Source organism: Nostoc favosum CHAB5714 (genome assembly GCF_020829495.1).
In the GTDB taxonomy this organism is placed as follows: Bacteria; Cyanobacteriota; Cyanobacteriia; order Cyanobacteriales; family Nostocaceae; genus Nostoc; species Nostoc favosum.
In genome coordinates this window covers 46113-65327 of the sequence record NZ_JAIVFQ010000013.1, presented here as the reverse complement: position 1 = coordinate 65327, position 19215 = coordinate 46113, and the positions used below count along the sequence as shown (strand labels likewise).

The 19215-nt window shown below is 43.4% G+C and carries 13 protein-coding genes; 5 read left to right on the top strand and 8 right to left on the bottom strand.

Annotation, left to right across the window (positions count from 1 at the left end; translation table 11 throughout):
• Window positions 1-155 precede the first annotated feature (155 nt).
• The 3 genes from LC586_RS11815 to LC586_RS11805 form a co-directional block, all read right to left on the bottom strand.
• Window positions 156-410, bottom strand: coding sequence for a hypothetical protein (locus tag LC586_RS11815; RefSeq protein ID WP_229484724.1), 255 nt, complete (start codon window positions 408-410; stop codon window positions 156-158).
• A gap of 148 nt (window positions 411-558) precedes the next feature.
• Window positions 559-3663, bottom strand: coding sequence for a phosphoenolpyruvate carboxylase (locus tag LC586_RS11810; RefSeq protein ID WP_229484723.1), 3105 nt, complete (start codon window positions 3661-3663; stop codon window positions 559-561).
• A 102-nt stretch (window positions 3664-3765) separates the two neighbouring features.
• Window positions 3766-4002, bottom strand: coding sequence for a hypothetical protein (locus LC586_RS11805; RefSeq protein ID WP_229473292.1), 237 nt, complete (start codon window positions 4000-4002; stop codon window positions 3766-3768).
• 546 nt (window positions 4003-4548) lie between these two features.
• Here LC586_RS11805 and LC586_RS11800 point away from each other — a divergent pair.
• From LC586_RS11800 to psbA, 4 genes are all read left to right on the top strand, one after another.
• On the top strand, window positions 4549-7560 hold the full coding sequence (locus LC586_RS11800) for a DUF1574 domain-containing protein (RefSeq protein WP_229484722.1): 3012 nt from the start codon (window positions 4549-4551) through the stop codon (window positions 7558-7560).
• Between the two features lie 10 nt (window positions 7561-7570).
• Window positions 7571-7678, top strand: a complete 108-nt coding sequence (locus tag LC586_RS11795) for a histidine kinase (RefSeq protein ID WP_229484721.1) — start codon at window positions 7571-7573, stop codon at window positions 7676-7678.
• 21 nt (window positions 7679-7699) lie between these two features.
• The gene (locus tag LC586_RS11790; protein ID WP_229484720.1) at window positions 7700-9199 is read left to right on the top strand and encodes an MBOAT family O-acyltransferase; all 1500 of its coding nucleotides are present in this window, start codon (window positions 7700-7702) and stop codon (window positions 9197-9199) included.
• A gap of 351 nt (window positions 9200-9550) precedes the next feature.
• Window positions 9551-10633 (top strand): photosystem II q(b) protein, encoded by a 1083-nt coding sequence (psbA, locus tag LC586_RS11785; RefSeq protein WP_229484719.1) that lies wholly within the window; start codon window positions 9551-9553, stop codon window positions 10631-10633.
• A 62-nt stretch (window positions 10634-10695) separates the two neighbouring features.
• Here the strand turns inward: psbA and LC586_RS11780 are convergent, their stop codons facing one another.
• From LC586_RS11780 to LC586_RS11770, 3 genes are all read right to left on the bottom strand, one after another.
• Window positions 10696-11841 (bottom strand): PepSY-associated TM helix domain-containing protein, encoded by a 1146-nt coding sequence (locus LC586_RS11780; RefSeq protein WP_229484718.1) that lies wholly within the window; start codon window positions 11839-11841, stop codon window positions 10696-10698.
• A gap of 309 nt (window positions 11842-12150) precedes the next feature.
• On the bottom strand, window positions 12151-14757 hold the full coding sequence (locus tag LC586_RS11775) for a TonB-dependent siderophore receptor (protein WP_229484717.1): 2607 nt from the start codon (window positions 14755-14757) through the stop codon (window positions 12151-12153).
• A 608-nt stretch (window positions 14758-15365) separates the two neighbouring features.
• On the bottom strand, window positions 15366-16382 hold the full coding sequence (locus LC586_RS11770; protein WP_229484716.1) for a helix-turn-helix transcriptional regulator: 1017 nt from the start codon (window positions 16380-16382) through the stop codon (window positions 15366-15368).
• A 136-nt stretch (window positions 16383-16518) separates the two neighbouring features.
• Between LC586_RS11770 and LC586_RS11765 the strand changes: the two genes are divergently transcribed.
• A complete protein-coding gene (locus tag LC586_RS11765; RefSeq protein WP_229484715.1) occupies window positions 16519-16833 on the top strand; it encodes a hypothetical protein in 315 nt (104 codons plus the stop codon).
• Between the two features lie 231 nt (window positions 16834-17064).
• On the opposite strand, the gene arsS is transcribed toward LC586_RS11765, so the two are convergent.
• Both arsS and LC586_RS11755 read right to left on the bottom strand, forming a co-directional pair.
• Complete coding sequence (gene arsS / locus LC586_RS11760; protein ID WP_229484714.1) at window positions 17065-18069, bottom strand: arsenosugar biosynthesis radical SAM (seleno)protein ArsS; 1005 nt, start codon at window positions 18067-18069, stop codon at window positions 17065-17067.
• A 43-nt stretch (window positions 18070-18112) separates the two neighbouring features.
• Window positions 18113-19072, bottom strand: a complete 960-nt coding sequence (locus LC586_RS11755; RefSeq protein ID WP_229484713.1) for an inorganic phosphate transporter — start codon at window positions 19070-19072, stop codon at window positions 18113-18115.
• Window positions 19073-19215 lie beyond the last annotated feature (143 nt).

Genomic DNA, 19215 nt, shown 5'->3' with positions numbered 1-19215 from the left:
TCTTTGCGCGAGAAATCTATCTTGATTAAGTCTAAATGATCGCAAAAAAACCTCTCCCTGGTTTTACTACGCAAAACCGTCCCTCTCCGACTCGGAGAGGGACAGACTTGAACTTTAGTTCAAGGCAGGGAGAGGTTCATCGAACTCACGCTAGACTAATCACGAGCTTGTCGCGTCACCAAACCACCAACAAAAGCCCCTAAGATAGTGCCTGTCCATAGTCCTGTTGTGCTACCTTGCCATATTGCTCCTGGTGTCATCCAAGCGTTGCACATTTCCTTGAAACCCCAAGGTTGGTTTTGGCACTTTTGGCTATGGAGCATTATGGTAATTTGCCCACTGGTGTAAGCACCAAAAAAACCTGCTGATAGCGCCAAAAAAGTGCAAATTAAAATTCTATTTTTAGTCATTAGTCATTAGTCATTAGTCATTAGTCATTTGTCATTTGTCATTGGGCATTGGGCATTGGTCAATTTCTTCCCCTGCTCCCCCTGCTCCCTCATCCCCCATTCCCCACTCCCCACTCCCCATTCCCCATTCCCCATTCCCCATTCTCAATCAACCTGTATTTCTCATCCCCGCAGCAATCCCATTAATAGTTAACAATGCTCCTCGCAGTAACTCGCCTTTGCTGTAACGAGAGTGAATGACTCCAGAAGTAGCAGTAGTATTTAGGGACTGCCGTAGACGCTTGAGCAGTGAAACTTGGATAAATCCCAAGGGTACAATTGTGCCATTGCGTAACTGCACAGATCGTTGTAAGACAGGATCACCATCTAAGAGTCGATTGTGATCGGTGATTTTTAATACCAAATCTCTTGTGAGATAGAACTCACTAGCAATTTGGTCAAAAACTTTGGCAAAACGAAGTTGATCTTCTGGTTTTGATAATTCCTGGACGTAGTGATGTGCCATTTGCATATCTACTTTTGCCAAGGTCATCTCAGCCTTAGAAATCACCATCTTGAAGAACGGCCATTTAACGTAAAAGTAGCGTAGCAATTTCAAGTGTTCTTCTGGTTCTTCGTTCAAGAATTCTTGTAAAGCTGTGCCAACGCCGTACCAGGAAGGAAGTAAAAAGCGGGTTTGTGTCCAGCTAAATACCCAAGGAATAGCTCGCAGACTACTTAAATCTTTCTTACCAGATGGACGGCGGGCTGGACGGGAACTAATTTGCAACTGGCTAATTTCTTCAATTGGAGTTACTTCGTGGAAGAAGTCAACAAAATCAGGCTGTTCGTAGATTAAAGCACGATAATGTTGACGCGATCGCACTGCTAATTCTTCCATAATCTCATTCCAGGGTTCAATATCATCAAACCCTGTCCGCAGCAGGCTAGCTTGAATCACAGCAGTGGTAATGGTTTCCATGTGGTACAATGCCAAGTCCAACAAGGAGTATTTAGAAGCCAAAACTTCTCCTTGTTCGGTAATCTTGATTCGCCCATTGATACTATGACCCGGTTGAGCCAAAATCGCCTCGTAAGCAGGGCCGCCACCCCGTCCTACAGAACCGCCGCGTCCGTGAAAAATCCGCAAATTTATATCGTAGTTTTCTGCTATTTGTTGCAGTGATTTTTGGGCTTTATGAATTTCCCAGTTGCTGCTTAAAAACCCAGAGTCTTTGTTGCTATCAGAATACCCCAGCATCACTTCTTGTAAGTTTGGGGAGAGGGGGGAGGAGGAGGAAGAAGCAGGGGGGGCAGGGGAGGCAGGGGAGGCAGGGGGGGATGAATTTTCATCCACAACACTTTCTGTTTTTGTCTGTTCGTAACCGCCGGCTAATAAAGCGCGATATAAGGGGAGTTCAAACAGTTTCCGCATGACGCTTCTGGAGCGTTGTAAGTCTTCTACTGTTTCAAATAAGGGGACAACTTGAATTGTTCCGACAGCAATGGCGGGGTCAAAAAGTCTGGCTTCTTTGGCTAAAAGCAATACTTCCAGCACGTCGCTCACGTCGCGGCACATGCTGATAATGTAAGTTTGGCAGATATTTAGACCAAATTCTTGTTGGAGCGATCGCACGACGCGAAAGGTTTCAATCACATCGTTGGTTTTTTCCGAAAATGGCAATTCTGCCGGAATTAATGGCCTTCGGGTTTGCAGTTCTCCTGTGAGCCAAGCGACTCTTTCCTCCTCAGATAGTTCGTTGTAAGGTTGAGGTAATATTTGCAGGTATTCCAGTATCTCATTGAGCGCATCGGCATGGCGAGATGATTCTTGGCGAATATCTAGCTGTGTCAAGTTAAAACCAAAAATTTCTACCTGACAGATCAGATTTTCTAATTCTCGACAGCTTAAACCTGTTTCTGTTAAGTTGCGCTGAATCATCCGCAGTTCTGCTAAAAAATCGGCTCCCGAACGATACAGGGGGCTATCTTGATTTTTTGGCGTTTCCCGATTGTACAAAGCTAAATTGCGATCGCGAGTATTTTCTAGCCGTTTCAGCACATAAGCCAGTTTGAGCCGATAGGGTTCTTGTCGATAACGCAGCGCCAGTGCGTCATATACCTCACTCAACTGGGACTGATCTAACTCTAGAGATTCCAGTAAATCTGGTAAGACATCACTCCAGTGCATCGACACACTCAATAATTCAATCAGATTTTTCACTGACTGAATATATCTCCCTAGTACCATTTTGCGCTGATAGCAAGCTGTTTTCCAGGTAATTTCTGGTGTGACTGATGGGTTCCCATCCCTATCCGAGCCTACCCAGGAACCGAAAGAGCAAAAGTTTTTACTCGGTGGTTCTAGCCAAGGAAAGGTATTAGATAGGGTGTGTTTGAAACGTTTATAAAGTTGAGGAATGCCATCAAATAAAACTTCTTGGAAGTAGTGTAGAGCATAATCTACTTCATCTAGCACGGTGGGTTTGAACTGGTGAAGTTCGTCTGTACGCCACCAGAGGCGAATTTCTTCGAGCAATTGTTCGCGGACATCTGCTGCTTCCCAAGCATATCCCCCAGATGTAGCACCAGAATGGTTTTCCAAGGCATCCAGTTTTTGCAAAAGTTGTACCACCTGGCGCTGCTTATCCCGGATGGTATGACGAACAATTTCCGTCGGGTGCGCTGTGAAAACTAAGCGCACATCCAGATGTGCAATTAAACGTTGAATTTGCTGGGGTGGTACATTCAGTTTGAATAAATAGGGAAACAAAGCAGCAAAAGTACCTTTTGGTTTGACTTGCGCTTTTTCTAGATAATTCTTTCTGAGCAACTCTGCTGCTATTCCCCTGCTAACAGGCGCGTCATCTTCTCTTTGATTAGAAGAATAGTTGACATTGGATGCTATTTCTGCATCTGTAGGCTCTGTTTCTACCTCATAGCGACTCAATTGCTGCCGTTGTTCGTATTCCTGCTCTATGATGTTAATCAACTGAAAATACAGAGCGAAAGCACGAGCCGCGCGAATTGCTTCGTTGATATTTAGTTGTTCAATCAATTTTACGGCTGAGGATGCTTGGTCGTTTGTTGCTTGTCCTTCTGGGGAACACAAATCGCGCAACTGCCGCAACAAGTCTACCATGTTTTGACCGCATTCTTGCCGGAGAACTGACTCCCACAATTCTTCCACTACCTGGAGACGATGACGCAAAAATAATTCCGACACCGGGTATATATCAGCAGTTTGAGACGAAGAGTATAAAAGGGAACCCATATTCTCTATTCTTGTAAAGCTAATTAGTGTTTACGCTTCTAGGTTTCGCACTTAATGCTCACCAGGTTGTTCCTGAGCAAATAATTATTTGGTGTATATTTTCTAAGTTTGATTAGTTTCGTGATCCTCTGGGAAGTCGAGGTTGGGTAGGCGATCGCCTCGCAATAATTCTTCACTGGCTTCCCCTATGGCTTCTAATGCTCTTACTGTAGTTTTTCCGGTAATGAGCAGCAGTAATATAGACGCTGTACCTATTTGTAAAAGGAAAGATTGGGGAATGCTAAAGAAATCCAGATTGGATGCGGGGTTAGTTGAGGGTTGTTGGTTGGCAGGAGGCATTGCTAATTCTTGGTTATGGGAATATGAGTAGAGATTAATCGCGTCTGTACAGGAATTAAGAGTAGAGACGCGATTAATCGCGTCTGTACAGGAATTAAGAGTAGAGACGCGATTAATCGCGTCTGTACAGGAATTAAGAGTAGAGACGCGATTAATCGCGTCTGTACAGGAATTAAGAGTTAGAAGTTAAGATGACTCCAACAATAAAAGCATGGAGTTGAAATGGGATAAGCTTGTTGTTTGTTTCGCCCATCAGGGGCGTTACGCGAATCAAGCTTTAAACGACAAGTGATCAGCCAGTCATATAGAATTATTCTGACTCCTGGCTCCTAACTTCTGAATTCTGACTCCCTATTAGTAAAATAAACGCAAAACTCAACATTAGTCAGACTTGCAACCTGTACAAGACTATCTTGGCCGATTTTATGATCTACGAAGGTAACAAAATTGTTAAAAAAAACCGTCAAAGTGTGGTAGACCTATGGTTCTAGTTTACAAGTGCAGGCACTATACCCCAACAATCGCTTCTTGTAAAATTAACTGAGCATGAAAACAGTATTACCAGATCGCCAGCAATCCTTAGTGCAGTGGGTAAGCCAAGCAACAGGGATCAACACTTTCGGGGTGAAAGTCCGGTTACGGGGAAATAACCTTCATATTCTTTGTGAAGGTACAGAATGTCCGCAGCGTTGGCATACTTTGTCTGACTTGCTGCAAGCACTACAGCAGACAGACTTGGATATTCTCACAAGTAACGAACAACCTTCAATATATCAAGTATTTGTCTATGGCCGAAGAAAAGGGGAACAGCGCCCCAATTGGTGCCATCGGGTTTACTTGAATCAAATAGATAAGCATCTGGAGCAGGTAGAGCAAGCGCTGCTAGAAGATTCGGAAAAATCAAAACAATCGGCTGGGGCACTGATTGTCTCTAACGAAAGTTTGGCACGCCAAGGCAACCCAGAAGCGATCGCTCGATATCTGAGCGAAACTTTGAGTACGTTAGGTGTATCAGTACAGGCAAAAATTAAGCCATATAAGCCAAAGAACTCTCAGCCAGAAGAAAATCGCCTGTGGATATTTTGCCAGTCGAGCTATAGCCCTGATGCATCATTGCTTGCTGAACCTATAGCACAGAAGTTGCGTTATCTCAAGCTTTCCGGCTACCAAGATGCAGTAATTGTTTCCCAGGTGAGCGGCGAAACTGCCCCTGATTGGCTGCTGCGGGTGGATTTGACGCCACCAGAGGTAATGCTGAAGGAGTGGGCGCGTTGGGGGGATATACAAGCGATCGCGCGATTATTAACTGAGGTATTGTCAGGGTTAAAAGTTGCTGTCCAAGCTTTTCTGAAAGAATCAACGCTACATATCTTTTGTAGCCCAGCTTTTGATCCTTTAGGAACTGCGCCAATCCCCGACAAGGAAGTGTGCTTAGAGGCGATTTTACCCCAACTAGAAGCGATCGCACCCCAAGGCATTCTCGCCGCCACCATATACGGACAAAAAGCAGGCGACAATGAACCAACTTGGATTGATTGGGTAGCTTTACCTGCTACAAAATATCCCGCCTTTGCCACATCACCGCTAGATTTGGCGAATACTGGCGATGAACCAGCCATCATATTTTTACTGGAGCGTTTACTCAATCCTGACCTGGATTGGCGTCTATTGACAGGTGGAGTTCGCGTACTTCTACTGAACAAAAATGATTTATTGCACATTATGTGTGATGCACCTGTTTGTCCAGGGCGTCAACAAGTGGCAAGTAAAGTTACGCAGTTTATCCGCCAGTTAAAAATTCCCGGTATTATGGGGGTACGTGTCTACGGTCGCCGAGCTGGGAATAAAGAACCTTTTTGGCATTATGGCGTTGATATTGAGCATCGCCAACGTTTAGTACCAGAAGCAACCCCAGAATTTGCTGCTACTTCTAAATACGTTAACGATCTGGTAACCTCTGAGACTAGTGAGCCAATTTTGCGCCCCGACTTAACGACAGAAGAAGTTCAAAGTTTTGTGACAGAAGTTGCGCGAGATTGGATAGCAACGGCGAGTACAACCGCGAAAAAATTCCTGTTACAAAGCCAGCTATTTACCGAAAGCGACCAGTCAGCAGAACAAAGCCGTGATGTTCAAGGACTTAAGGTTGCTTTAGTTTGGGGGACACTGGGATTATTACTTACCCTTCAAACTGATTGGGTGTTGGGTCAAATTATTGCAAGTACTACACCTTCGCCAAAAGTAGCCAGTGTCTTGCCTTCATCATCTTCTGGACAAAAGGCATCTTTGACATCTGGAAAAACTCAGAGAGAGAAAACGACATTTTTTACCAGCACTTCCAAAACAAAATCTTCTCCAAATCAGAGTTCTGTATTTAATGCTTCTGAGTTTACCCAAACTGATGATACCCCGACAAATAATTTGGCAGCCGCACCACTGAAGGAAAAAGCAACCGCTACCGCTATTCTTTTAGCAGCGCGATCGCAGATGCCAAGTTTCAATGTTAGGCAGTTAGACGAACAACTAGCATTGTATAAACAGCGTTTGGCTACAACTGGTAATGCTCCAGATGTGTTGATTATTGGCTCCTCCCGCGCCCTAAGAGGAATAGATCCAGCAGCACTTTCTAAAGCTTTAGCGACTCAAGGCTATCCAAATATTGACGTGTTTAACTTTGGGATCAACGGTGCTACCGCACAAGTTGTAGACTTTGTGATTCGCCACGTACTGGAACCATCAGAACTGCCTAAAATAATTCTCTGGGCAGATGGGGCCCGTGCTTTCAACGGTGGACGCGAGGATATTACCTTTAAATCCATCGCGGCATCGGCTGGTTATAAACAAGCATTCCAAAAAGCCCCAACAACTGCCAATAGCAGCGATTTGCCCGAAAATCAGGTAAATTCGGGAGAAGAAAAGATAAAAGAAGAAAAACCGGAAATTAGCGCCTATGAAGCTGTTAATCAATCGTTAAATCAGGCTCTAGCATCTCTTTCTACTAGCTATCAAAACCGTGACCAAATAAAAAGTGTACTGCAAAAACAACTGCTTATAATTGGTCGCAATCAGACAGTTGGCTCACAAAGACAGCTAACAGACGGTACTTCAGATGAAAGTACTTCCCAGCAAGCAGTTGATTTTGATGGCTTTCTACCTTTGTCTATTCGCTTCAATCCTGCTAGATACTATCAAAAACATTCTAGAGTTCCCGGAAATTACGACAACGACTATAAATTTTTCAAAATAGAAGGACAGCAAGATGCTGCCTTTCAAGAAGTGCTTCAGTTTACCCAGTCTCAGAAAATTTCCTTAGTGTTTGTCAACATGCCTCTCACAGGAGATTATTTAGATCCAGTGCGTAAACAACATGAGCAAGAATTTCAGGAATATATGTTGCGTCTAGCTACTAACCCCAACTTTATTTATCGAGATTTGAGCCAACAGTGGCCAAAAGCAAATGACTACTTTTCTGATCCCAGCCATCTCAACCGCTTTGGAGCATACGAAGTCTCGAAAAAATTGGCTAACGATCCGATGATTCCCTGGCCAGTGAAGTAGGAGAGTGGGGATGAGGGAGCAGGGGGAGCAGGGGAAGCAGGGGGAGCAGGGGAGGATATTACCCAATGCCCAATGCCCAATGCCCAATGCCCCATGCCCCATGCCCAATGACAAATGACAAATGACAAATGACTAAAAAATGAACTTTATATCAGTTTTTTATGGACTGTTCTTGTTGAGTGTGTTAGGAATTTATTGGTCTTTAGCACAACAGAAACTCCGATTGTGGACGTTGCTAATTGCCAGTTTAGTTTTCTACGCATCTTTGCACATCCAGTACATACCATTACTATTAGCATTGACGTATATTAATTTCCGTGTTGGGCTAGAGATTGGTAAAAATACCTCGCCAGGAAAACATTCTCTCGACTGGCAAATTTCTAATGAAGAGTGGCAATTTGCCCAAGGTGACTGGAATCGCCGTCGCCTAAAACTTTTGTGGATAGGGATAATTCTAAATGTTTTACTGTTATTAGGTTATAAGTATTTTACCCCTTTATTAAAGTTTGTTTTTCATGTGGAAACAAACTCACCAGATAGCTCTTTTAAATTGATTGCACCCTTGGGTATTTCATTTTTTACCTTTGAATGCATTGCCTATTTAATAGATGTTTATCGCGGTGCCCCTGCTACTGAGCAGTTTCTTAAATTTGCCACCTACAAATTATTCTTCGTCAAACTGATTTCAGGCCCGATTACGCGCTACCACAACTTAGCAAATCAATTCAATACACTAGACTTACCCAATAGCGATAGAGTCGCCCAGGCGCTGTGGTTAATTGCTAGAGGCGCAGTCAAAAAAGGTATTTTTGCAGATCACCTTGGTATTTTCGTCGATTTATGTTTTGGTAACCTACAACGGGCGGGTAGTACCGATTTGTGGTTAGCTACATTCGCCTACGGTTTGCAGTTATATCTAGATTTCAACGGTTACGTAGATATTGCCCGTGGTAGTGCTTTGCTTTTCGGCTTAGTTCTACCTGAGAATTTCGATTTTCCCTATTTCAGCACCAATATTTCAGAATTTTGGCGGCGCTGGCATATCACTCTAGGAGATTGGCTACGTAACTATGTCTACTTTCCTTTGGGTGGTTCCCGTCGAGGTTTAGTCCGTACCTGCTGCAATTTATTTATTGTGATGCTAATCGCTGGTATCTGGCACGGTGCTGCCTTGGGTTATGTAGTTTGGGGCATATTCCACGGGCTAGCCTTGGTGGTTCATCGACTTACAGATACTATTAGCGATCGCTTTGAAAATTTAGAACAATTCTGGCAAAATCCTCTGGGTATCTTTGTCGCTTGGTTATTAACTCAACTGATGGTTTTTACCTCTTGGATTTGGTTCCGCTTACCTAACCTCCAAGACTCTTCTTTGGTAATTCGGCATCTTTGGGGTTATCCGGCTGACGCCCAGTTTGCTCAAAAGGTTTATGTGGATGCCTTAAATATGAGCCAATACCAACTCGCTTGGGTACTTGTAGCTTTAGCTGCCCTTATGGCTGTAGTCTATACCTTCAACCGAATACTAAAGTTAGAGTTGAACTGGCCCCTTAAGCTTGTCTTCGTCCCCCTATGTTTCTACGCTGTTTGGTTATTTGCTCCTGAAGGCAGTTTGCCCTACATCTACTTTGATTTTTAATAAAACATTACACAATGTACAACTTATTATTTCGTTACAAATCAACAAAACTTAAAATTTTTGCAACAGTCTATTTGTAAAGGAATGTAAAGAAAATTAACTAGGCGATCGCGTCATTGAAAGTTATAGCTAGTTTGGTATTGAAATGGCTTACAAAGCCTCAATCTATTGCTTTTATCACTATTGTTTATAGAAGGAAAACTTTACAGTTCGTTGAGCTTGTTAAAGTATTTTGTTACAGAATATTAAGTCAGAGATCGCGGCAAAGTAAATTCATGTAGACTGTATTTCAACAGGCAAAAAATAAATCTGCTTGTTCCATATTTAACAACCCATAGCAATTATAAAACAATGACCACAACCTTACAACGGCGCTCTGACGCTAACGTATGGGATCGCTTTTGCGAGTGGATCACCAGCACTGACAACCGTATATATATCGGTTGGTTTGGTGTACTAATGATCCCAACCCTGCTAGCTGCTACTGTTTGCTTCGTAATCGCCTTCATCGCAGCACCTCCAGTAGACATCGACGGTATTCGTGAACCCGTTGCAGGTTCCTTGATCTACGGAAACAACATCATCTCTGGTGCAGTTGTTCCTTCCTCCAACGCTATTGGCTTGCACTTCTACCCAATTTGGGAAGCAGCTTCCTTAGATGAGTGGTTGTACAACGGTGGCCCTTACCAGTTGGTAGTTTTCCACTTCTTGATCGGTTGCGCTTGCTACCTGGGTCGTCAGTGGGAACTTTCTTACCGCTTAGGTATGCGTCCTTGGATCTGCGTAGCTTACAGCGCACCTTTGGCTTCCGCTACCGCAGTATTCTTGATCTACCCAATCGGTCAAGGTTCATTCTCTGATGGTATGCCTTTGGGTATCTCTGGAACCTTCAACTTCATGATTGTGTTCCAAGCGGAACATAACATCTTGATGCACCCCTTCCACATGCTAGGTGTGGCTGGTGTATTCGGCGGTTCCTTGTTCTCTGCAATGCACGGTTCCTTGGTTACCTCCTCTTTGGTGCGTGAAACCACCGAAACCGAATCCCTTAACTACGGTTACAAATTCGGTCAAGAAGAAGAAACCTACAACATCGTTGCAGCCCACGGCTACTTCGGTCGTTTGATCTTCCAATACGCTTCCTTCAACAACAGCCGTTCACTGCACTTCTTCCTAGCAGCTTGGCCTGTCGTCGGTATCTGGTTCACCGCTTTGGGTATCAGCACGATGGCATTCAACCTGAACGGTTTCAACTTCAACCAATCAGTAATTGATTCCCAAGGTCGCGTTATCAGCACCTGGGCAGACGTAATCAACCGCGCTAACTTGGGTATGGAAGTAATGCACGAGCGTAACGCTCACAACTTCCCCCTAGACTTAGCTGCTGGTGAAGTTACTCCTGTCGCTCTGACTGCTCCTGCTATCAACGGTTAATTCTGAAGATTTAGCTAAATAAAAAGTGCCCTCCAGAAATGGGGGGCGCTTTTTTGTTGTAATTATTTTAAAACGGAGCGTTTAATAAATCCTGTAGTAGATTTTGTTCTATAGCGATCGCGCCACATTACAAAACCAGTAATGAACAAAATCAACGGTGTAAGTCCGACAAATACATAGAGTATGCGGGATGTAAGTCCCAAAAAAGTGCCGTAATGCAGAGGAGTAAAGGAGTTGAGGACGCGATCGCCCAATGACGACTTCAGCGCATTATTGAAACGCAAAACCTCACCACTGTATTGGTCGAGATAGACGTTGCTATTGCCGTACTCGGCCTCTTCCTGGGGCAGCTTAAAGCGAAACCTTAAGGCATTTTCCGGTTTTGCAGGGAAATCAATGCTTCGGAGCAATGCATCGGGTAACACTGCCTGAGCCGTTTTAAGTTGCTTTACCAGTTTTAACGGAGCCAGACCGGGAATCGGTTTAGAAACGGGATCAGCCGCCTGCTCTGAGCTAAACGTTGTGGCATAGATGAGCGGATACGTGAACTCTCCGAAATTCCAGCAGAAACCTGTGAAAAACGTTAAGACGAGAAAGACTGCAGCAATAATCCCTGCCACTTTATGAATGTCAAAGTTCACCCGCATGGGGCGAGCATTCCACTTAATTTTGAAGCCTGCAATTAGCTTTCGCCAACCGGGCCAGAGGATAATGCCCGTAATACAGAGAATGCACCCAAGTAAGCCAACGATACCAGTAATTTTCAGACCGATGTCACCAGCTAATAAGGTGAAATGCAGTTCATAAGCGATTTTGAAAAAGTGTTCTATGCCATTGGTTTGTAGATTGTTGCCAAGAATTACTCCCGTGTAGGGATGGACGTAATTTTCGATCCAATCGTTTTCTTTGGTTGCATACACAACATTGAATGGCTCATCGGGTTTTGCTGGTAGATAAAGTCTTTGGAGAAAGGCATCCGGTTGATTAGCATAAGCAGATTTCACAGTATTGATAATTGTCTCAATCGGTAACGGCTCACCTTTATGAGCGATCGCTCCAATCCGTTGATGTCGTTGAACGCTAATAATTTCATGCTGAAAAACCAGCAGACTTCCTGTTAAACCAACCATAATCGCAATCAGTCCCACCCCTAAACCAATGTAGCGGTGCAGAGTCAATACAATGTTACGTAGTTTTTTATAACTCAAGGCAGACGCTCCTTTGCATAATGTCAGGCTTGATTTTTACCCCCCTCAATCCCCCCTTATAAAGGGGGGAAGAAGAATCATGATTAGGACTTACGCAAAAACCCTCTCAAACTCTCATTCCTCCGTGACGCGCCAGTTGCTACCCTTCGGGAACGCTAAGAGCGAACAAGTCTCTTAACCGCAAGGGCGCACTGGCTTCTCTGCGTTCTCTGTGGTTCGTTTTCCATTCCCTGTGCGTAAGTCCTAATGATAAAGGGGGGAAGAAGAACTATGTTCCCTCTCCTTTATAAGGGGAGGGTTAGGGTGGGGTCAAAACTCCACAGAAACGGTTCCCTGTAAAGTAAATGGTGCTTGGGGGAAGGTGAGGTAGTCATTTGATTCGTAATATTTGACATTGAAGATGTTCTTAAAGTTGAGCGCAGCCCGCCAATTATCGCGTTTATAAGAGATAGAAGCATCGGTTCTGACATAAGAGGGAAGGGTTAATGGATCTTCGATGTTGGCAGTGCGATCGCCCACAAAAAACATCCCTGCCCCAATTCCCAACCCTCTCAAATTACCCTTTTGAAATTCATAGGTTGTCCACAAACTCGCCCCCTGAGTTGGTGCATTTGTCAAGCGGCGACCTTCGGGAAGACGGTTATCTTTGCTCACAAATGCATCATTCAAGTAACCAGAAGCAATAACTCTCCAGCCTGGTGAAATTTCCCCCGCAATATCCAGTTCAATCCCTCGGCTTTTCACTTCTCCAACTGCGATCGAGTCTTTCCCAGTCTTATCATCAGGGTCTGTAGTCGGAATGTTGGTTTTGCTGATGTCATAGACTGCGAGTGTGGCTGAGAGTCGTTTATCAAAAAGTTCAGCTTTAATGCCTACTTCATACTGAGTCCCGCGCAAAGGCTCTAGCGGTTGTCCACTGCCAGTTCTAGAATTATTGGGAACAAAGGAACTACTGTAGCTAGCATAAAGCGAAATCGGTTCAATCGGTTGATAGACAATGCCAACGCGGGGTGAAAAAGCACTATCATAAAATTCAGTCGGCGCGGATTGACCGTCACCACTACTGTATTCCACAAAATCATATCTGCCGCCAGCTAGTAATTTGAGATTTGGGAGCAATGTCACCTGATCTTGCAGGTAGATGCCGGTGGTGGTGGTGGTTTGCTCGAAAAAAGTATTGGGATTTGGTATGCGTGGTAAGCCATAGGCTGGATTTAAAATATCGAATGTCCCCTCATAAACCCCACCGATACCCTGATCAGCCTGATACCTTTTGCGCCATTCTAACCCCAACAGCAGTTGATGGGCGATCGAACCGGTTTTGAAGTCACCAATCAAATCCGTTTGCAACGCATAGTTGTCAACGTCACTCGGGCCGCCAAAGTACTCTCGACCTGTCAACGTGCGACCGTCTGCGTCCAGTTCTCCGGGTTGAGTTACAAGACTGTTGTAATTCTCAGAGAGGTAGAGAAAGCCGCTTCTGAGGCGTAGATTCTGATTAAACCGATGATTCAGCGTTAAATTGAGGCGGTGTTCCTCGTTGTCTTGAAAATCATCAGGTTCGCCAATATTCAGATTTATAGGAACCTTTAAAAAGGCAGAGACAGGTCGAAAACCGCGATCAAACCCTAGTTTCGCGTTTAGATATTCATAGGCTAAGGTTATGTCAGTTGAGTCGCTAACCTGATAGGTGACAACGGGAGCGATAAAAACAATATCATTGTCAATGAAATCTCGGTAGCTACCGGAGTTTTCATAGGAAACATTCAAGCGGTAGAGCAATCGTTTGTCATTGGTAAGAGGCCCAGTCAAATCGATCGCACTTTTGTAGAAGTCGTAGCTTCCGGCAGTTAAATCGACTGCATAGTAAGGATTACTCAAGGGTTTCTTGGTGACATAATTCACGATTCCACCTGGCTCTAATGCCCCGTATAGCACCGAAGCAGGCCCCTTTAGCACTTCTACCTGTTCAATATTGCCGCCATCGATGAAGAAAGGCTGAGTGGCAAATCCATCCCTCAAGAAACCACTATAGAAGCCACGAACCCGAACATCTCCGATGAGGTTGCCGTAGCCCGATGCGATCGTTGTGCCTGAAACGTTGCGAGTCGCATCGGTAATTCGCGTAATCCCCTGATCTTTGATCACTTGCTGAGGAATCACTTGAATCGACTGGGGAATATCACGTAAAGGTGTATCAGTCTTAGTTGCAGTTGATGCTTCTGGCACAGTGTATCCGTCTTGCTCACCCGTTACTACCAGTTCGATCGGTTCGTCAGTAGAAGTTGATGGTTCTGGCTGTGTTTGTTGTGACTCCTCCCCTTCCCTTGGGAGTGCCGTAGGCGGGATGGGGTTTTGCGCTGGGGGTTGCTGTGCAGTAGACACAGTTGGCGTTAAACCAAAAATCAAGCCTTCATCACTATCAAACAACTCGATTTTTGGCACTCCCGCTTCACCCGTTACCGTCACCCGAATACTATTGGCATCTACTTGAGTAACTGTCACAGCAGTAATTCCTGCAACTGGATTGTCTGAGCGAAACTCCTTCGCATTTGGCAAAGCTAATTGGCTATTAGAAATATCTGTAATTAATATGTTTCCCTCATTGCGACTTATTACCTTTAGTCTTTCACCTTCTTTGGTTTCGAGAATTACTTCTATACCAGTCTCGGTGTTGTTTACCCGTACTCCTGTCACTTGTACTGGTGACTGGGCGTTAGGAGTTGAAGATTGAGATAGCAAATCTTTAATATTGGTCGCTGGTTTATCAATCTCACGCAATCGGGGGATTTTAGCCACTACTGACCCTTTTTTGTCCTCCTTTACTTGGGGAATCTGCTCAATTGCTTTTGCAAAAGCAGGTTGAATTAGTAGTACAGAAAGTACACTTACCACGAAGAGTTGTCGTTTAAACATTGTCGTCCCACACACCACACTTATTAATCTGACTGGCAAGAGTACTTAAATTTTTTCAGCTAATTAAAAAAGATTTGCAAGTAGTATATGGGATTTGGGCAATGATTTTCTCTTCAAGCCGGACTTTTTTCTCTTCAAGCCGGACTGTTTATGGATGAATTTGACCCCTCCCCTTATAAAGGGGCTACGGTGTACACACAAGTGCTTTTGTTCAGAACACAAGTGCTTTCGTTCAGAACACAAGTGCTTTCGTTCAGAACACAAGTGCTTTCGTTCAGAACACAAGTGCTTTCGTTCAGAACACAAGTGCTTTCGTTCAGAACACAAGTGCTTTCGTTCAGAACACAAGTGCTTTCGTTTTCAGAACACAAGTCTTTTTTGAGCCTTTGAGGGAATGAAATAACTTTGCTTTTCAAGAGGGGTTGGGGGGATAAAAAGGCTGTGGGGCAACTTTCCAAGACTTGTGTGTACACCGTAGTTATAAAGGGGAGGGAACTAGATTTATGATTTCCCCCCAATATATCGGGGGGATTAAGGGAGGTAATTCACACAGTAGCCTTGGTAAGGGGGGACGCTGATAGGCGGGGGGTAAATAAAGTTATGGAAGCTTAAGCCAGAGAGATTCTACCTGCTATCTGGTAAGCCTTGGGATTAATGCCAAATTTGCGTCGGAAAGCAGCACAAAAAGCTGTAGGGCTAGCATAACCTACTCTAGCTGCAACTCCTGCAACAGTCATTTTTTCTGCTAACAGTAGCCTTTGTGCTTGCTGCATTTGGTAATCATGCAAGTATCCAAAGACGGTATTACCAAATACATGACGAAATCCTTGCTTGAGTTTGCGTTCATTCAGCCCCACTTGTTGCGCTAATGCGATTAAAGATAGTGGGTTATGAAGATTATTGATTAAAATTTCCCTAGCTTGATAAATGCGATCGCACTCATCCTGTTTTAGGCTAAAGTACTCATCCCTAGACTTGTCAGTTTCAGCCAGTTGGCTAAACTGCAAAGCAATGAGTTCCAATGTCTTTGCTTCTAGATAGACACGTCTCATCATTCCTTGGTAAGGACAGTGCATAATTTGTCGCACTGCTAAATGCATTGCAGATGTCATCTTGCCAACATCTAGATGAAATAAAGGCACTGAGTCGGCTTCGATTAATGGCTTCAGGACATCGGGAAGAGAATTTTCCTGTCTTGCAGTTAAAGTTCGCAGCAGATGAGACTCAACTCGAATGCGGATATTTTGCAAAAGTCCGGTAGGGTGTACCTCAATTTCGCGGGTTCCGGGCAGAAAAAATAAATAATTTTCTCCTGCTTGTTCGCAATTATCCTCTTTAATACCGTAAATTTGCTCTCTGCAACCGCCTGTCACGATAAAGGCTAAAGTCAAGGGAAAAGCCTCAGAATGTTGACCCTCTTCGCCCCAAGTTATGGGAGTTTCATAATTACCAAACTGCAAGTAGAGTCCAGGACGTAACTCGATGACTTGAATAAACCCTTTTTTAAGTGCATGTTGCCAGGTTTCAATATATTCAAAATCATTGGATTGATAGGTAATTTCACCTCTTTCTAAACCTTCTTGCCATAGTTCATCAAAGTCAGCTTCTGTAAAGATAATTGTCATGGTTAAATGAGAAAGATTTTTATTGCTTGCTCTCATTTTCCCATTTGCATAGACGCCCTCTCGGCAGCTTGTAGAAGACATCGCGCTCCACTATGTTAAATTCAAGCTACAACTCCTGCGGATGAGGAATCAGGTAATGGCGGCTTCTGTGGAACATGGCTTAAATAATAGCGCTTTTATTCCTCCTTTAGAAAGTGGCGATCGCTTAACCCGCCACGAATTCGAGTTACTTGGTAAATGGGATATCCAGACTTACCCAGTTAAATCAATTAAGCGTGTAAGATTGCTCAGAAAAGCTGATGGTTACTATTGCCAATTCTGCATTGATGTGGATGTTCAATCTGAATCTAGAATTGCTGATGGCGAATTAGGTTTAGATGTGGGATTGGAGTATTTTTACTCTGATTCAAATGGTCGCCATGAAGAATCCCCCAACTTTCCGAGTAAGTGAGCTTTAGCGTTACTTACTCAGTTGGGGGAGTGTCAAGAAGCTATAGTAGTAACTGCCCAATAACAACGCACTCGTAACAATTTTGGTAACAGACTTTTTTTTGCAATGATACTCTCAGGTATACGCTGTAGGGGCAATACCCTGCGGGAAGCCGCTTTGCGTCTACATGAATTGCTACTACCTTAAAATAAGGGTTTTGGCTATAGTTTGCGTAAGCCCTGTTATTTGTCTTTAGAGCAAAGCACCACTACAACTAGAACCACACCCAGCAGTACAACCATAGCAATAAGCAGCAGTTTGTATCTCACTAATTAGGTCTAAACCGCCAGATTCTAATAGGTTGCTAACTGTCAAAGTTTCACCATTACGATTTTTCGCAGGCAAATTCATCATTTGGTTAAAGTCGCAATCATATACATTGCCTTGATAGTCAATTGAAAGTTCATCGCGGCACATTAAATGTTCAACTGTGTCGGGATTAAAATGCGACTCTAAAAACTGCAAATAGCTGGTGTACAGTTTTCTCCGTTCTAAATGCATTTTGGTTCTACCAACTGGTAGGTTAGTAATGGTGAAGAGGTTGCTAAACACAATATTAAAATGTTCTTGCAAGAACATTTTGTAATCTCGTTCTAGGTTAGTCTGTTCGGGAGCTAAAGAAAATTTTTCATCCGTAGGTAATTGGGGATTAAATACCAAGTCCAAAATTAAATTTGGCTGTTTACCATAGCCAAGTTGGTTAAGCCACTGCAAAGCTTTGACTGAACTATCAAAAACACCAGCACCGCGCATTTTATCAACATTATCTGCTAGGTAGCAGGGTAGGGAAGCCACAACTCTTATTTGGTGTTGAGCAAAGTATTCTGGTAAATCAGCAAATCCATCTTCAAAATAAATGGTCAAATTAGACCGGACGATCACCTGCTTACCAGTTGCTCTTGCTGCTTCTACCAATGGCTTAAATCCATAATTCATTTCTGGTGCGCCACCAGTCAAATCCACAATTTTAATTTCAGGAAATTTATGGATTAGCGAAATCAATTGTTCGCAAACTTCAGGAGAAAGTTCTTCTGTACGTTTTGGCCCAGCTTCGACATGACAGTGTGTACAGGCAAGGTTACAACGCTTACCTAGATTAATTTGTAAAACAGTGATTCCCTTTTTTGTCAAAGGAGAATTGAGTTTGTTTTTAAACGGTGTGACTGTTGATAGTGTAACTTTTGATTGAGTTTGCATTACTTACTACTCCTTTAATATGGTAGAAATATATTCAATTTTTCTATCCTTGCAATAATCTGTAGGTTATTGCACTAATAATTGCAGCAGTTGGTAAGGTTAAAACCCACGATAATAGTATCTGATAAAAAACACGCATATTGGCTTTTTTGCCAGTCAATCCCACTCCAAAAATAGAACCAACTGCAACGTGAGTGGTGGAAACCGGAAGCCCAAACCGACTAGCTGCAATTACCAGAATTGCAGTTACTATATTTGCTGATAAGCCTTGAGTATGATTCAATGAAGTAATCTTTTCACTCATGGTTACTGCAACTTTTTGGGAGTTGAGTAAACCGCCAAGTGCCATTGCGATCGCAATCGTAATCATTCCTCCCTGAATCGAAAAATACTCAATAACTAGAATGAGTGAGAAAATCTTGGGAGTATCATTTAAGCCTCTAGCAAAACTGACAATTCCAGCGCTGATAAAATGGAAAATATCAATCATTTTCTGATTGAGTGATAGATTCCATTTTGAATTAATATAGCCAGATAAACTGTAAATTCCTGCTCCCAAAGGAATAGCAATAATTGGACTGAGTAATAAAGGCAAAATAAAAGAAGTTCCCAAAGCTGCAAAATTAACTTTGAGTCCGATCGCAACTAATCCAGCGCCAACCAGCGCACCTGTTAAACTGTGAGTTGTGGAAATGGGAAACCCCATGAAGGTGGCTATCAGTACAGTTAAACCAGCTGCGATCGCAACTGCCAGATGAAACTCTGGTGAATTAGCGATCGCATCAGGTACTAGTCCCTTTCCAGAGAAGTTTGTAATTAGTGTATTTGCCAAAAAAGTCGCGGCAACAGCACCAGCTAAAGTTGTAAAAGTTGCCCACAAAATTGCTGTTTGATAGCTGCTGGTTCGGCTACCAAACAACGTTGCTACCCCTTTAAAGTTGTCATTTGCACCATTGGAATATGCTAAAAAAAGCGTGGCGATAAATAGACTAATTAACAACATTTTAGGGTTTATAAAGAAGAAATCAGAATCCAAAATCCAGAATCCAGAATCCAGAATCCAGAATTCAGAATGCAATTTGTGAAATATTCAAATTATGCATTCATTCCCCAGTCGCACAGAATTATTCTGAATTTTGGCTCCTG

Excerpts from the sequence above, each read along its gene's own strand:
- LC586_RS11810 (WP_229484723.1), bottom strand. The coding sequence starts at position 3,663 with ATGGGTTCCCTTTTATACTCTTCGTCTCAAACTGCTGATATATACCCG.
- LC586_RS11800 (WP_229484722.1), top strand. The coding sequence starts at position 4,549 with ATGAAAACAGTATTACCAGATCGCCAGCAATCCTTAGTGCAGTGGGTA.
- LC586_RS11790 (WP_229484720.1), top strand. The coding sequence starts at position 7,700 with ATGAACTTTATATCAGTTTTTTATGGACTGTTCTTGTTGAGTGTGTTA.
- LC586_RS11815 (WP_229484724.1), bottom strand. The coding sequence starts at position 410 with ATGACTAAAAATAGAATTTTAATTTGCACTTTTTTGGCGCTATCAGCA.
- psbA (WP_229484719.1), top strand. The coding sequence starts at position 9,551 with ATGACCACAACCTTACAACGGCGCTCTGACGCTAACGTATGGGATCGC.
- arsS (WP_229484714.1), bottom strand. The coding sequence starts at position 18,069 with ATGCAAACTCAATCAAAAGTTACACTATCAACAGTCACACCGTTTAAA.
- LC586_RS11765 (WP_229484715.1), top strand. The coding sequence starts at position 16,519 with ATGGCGGCTTCTGTGGAACATGGCTTAAATAATAGCGCTTTTATTCCT.
- LC586_RS11795 (WP_229484721.1), top strand. The coding sequence starts at position 7,571 with ATGAGGGAGCAGGGGGAGCAGGGGAAGCAGGGGGAGCAGGGGAGGATA.
- LC586_RS11805 (WP_229473292.1), bottom strand. The coding sequence starts at position 4,002 with ATGCCTCCTGCCAACCAACAACCCTCAACTAACCCCGCATCCAATCTG.
- LC586_RS11755 (WP_229484713.1), bottom strand. The coding sequence starts at position 19,072 with ATGTTGTTAATTAGTCTATTTATCGCCACGCTTTTTTTAGCATATTCC.
- LC586_RS11770 (WP_229484716.1), bottom strand. The coding sequence starts at position 16,382 with ATGACAATTATCTTTACAGAAGCTGACTTTGATGAACTATGGCAAGAA.
- LC586_RS11775 (WP_229484717.1), bottom strand. The coding sequence starts at position 14,757 with ATGTTTAAACGACAACTCTTCGTGGTAAGTGTACTTTCTGTACTACTA.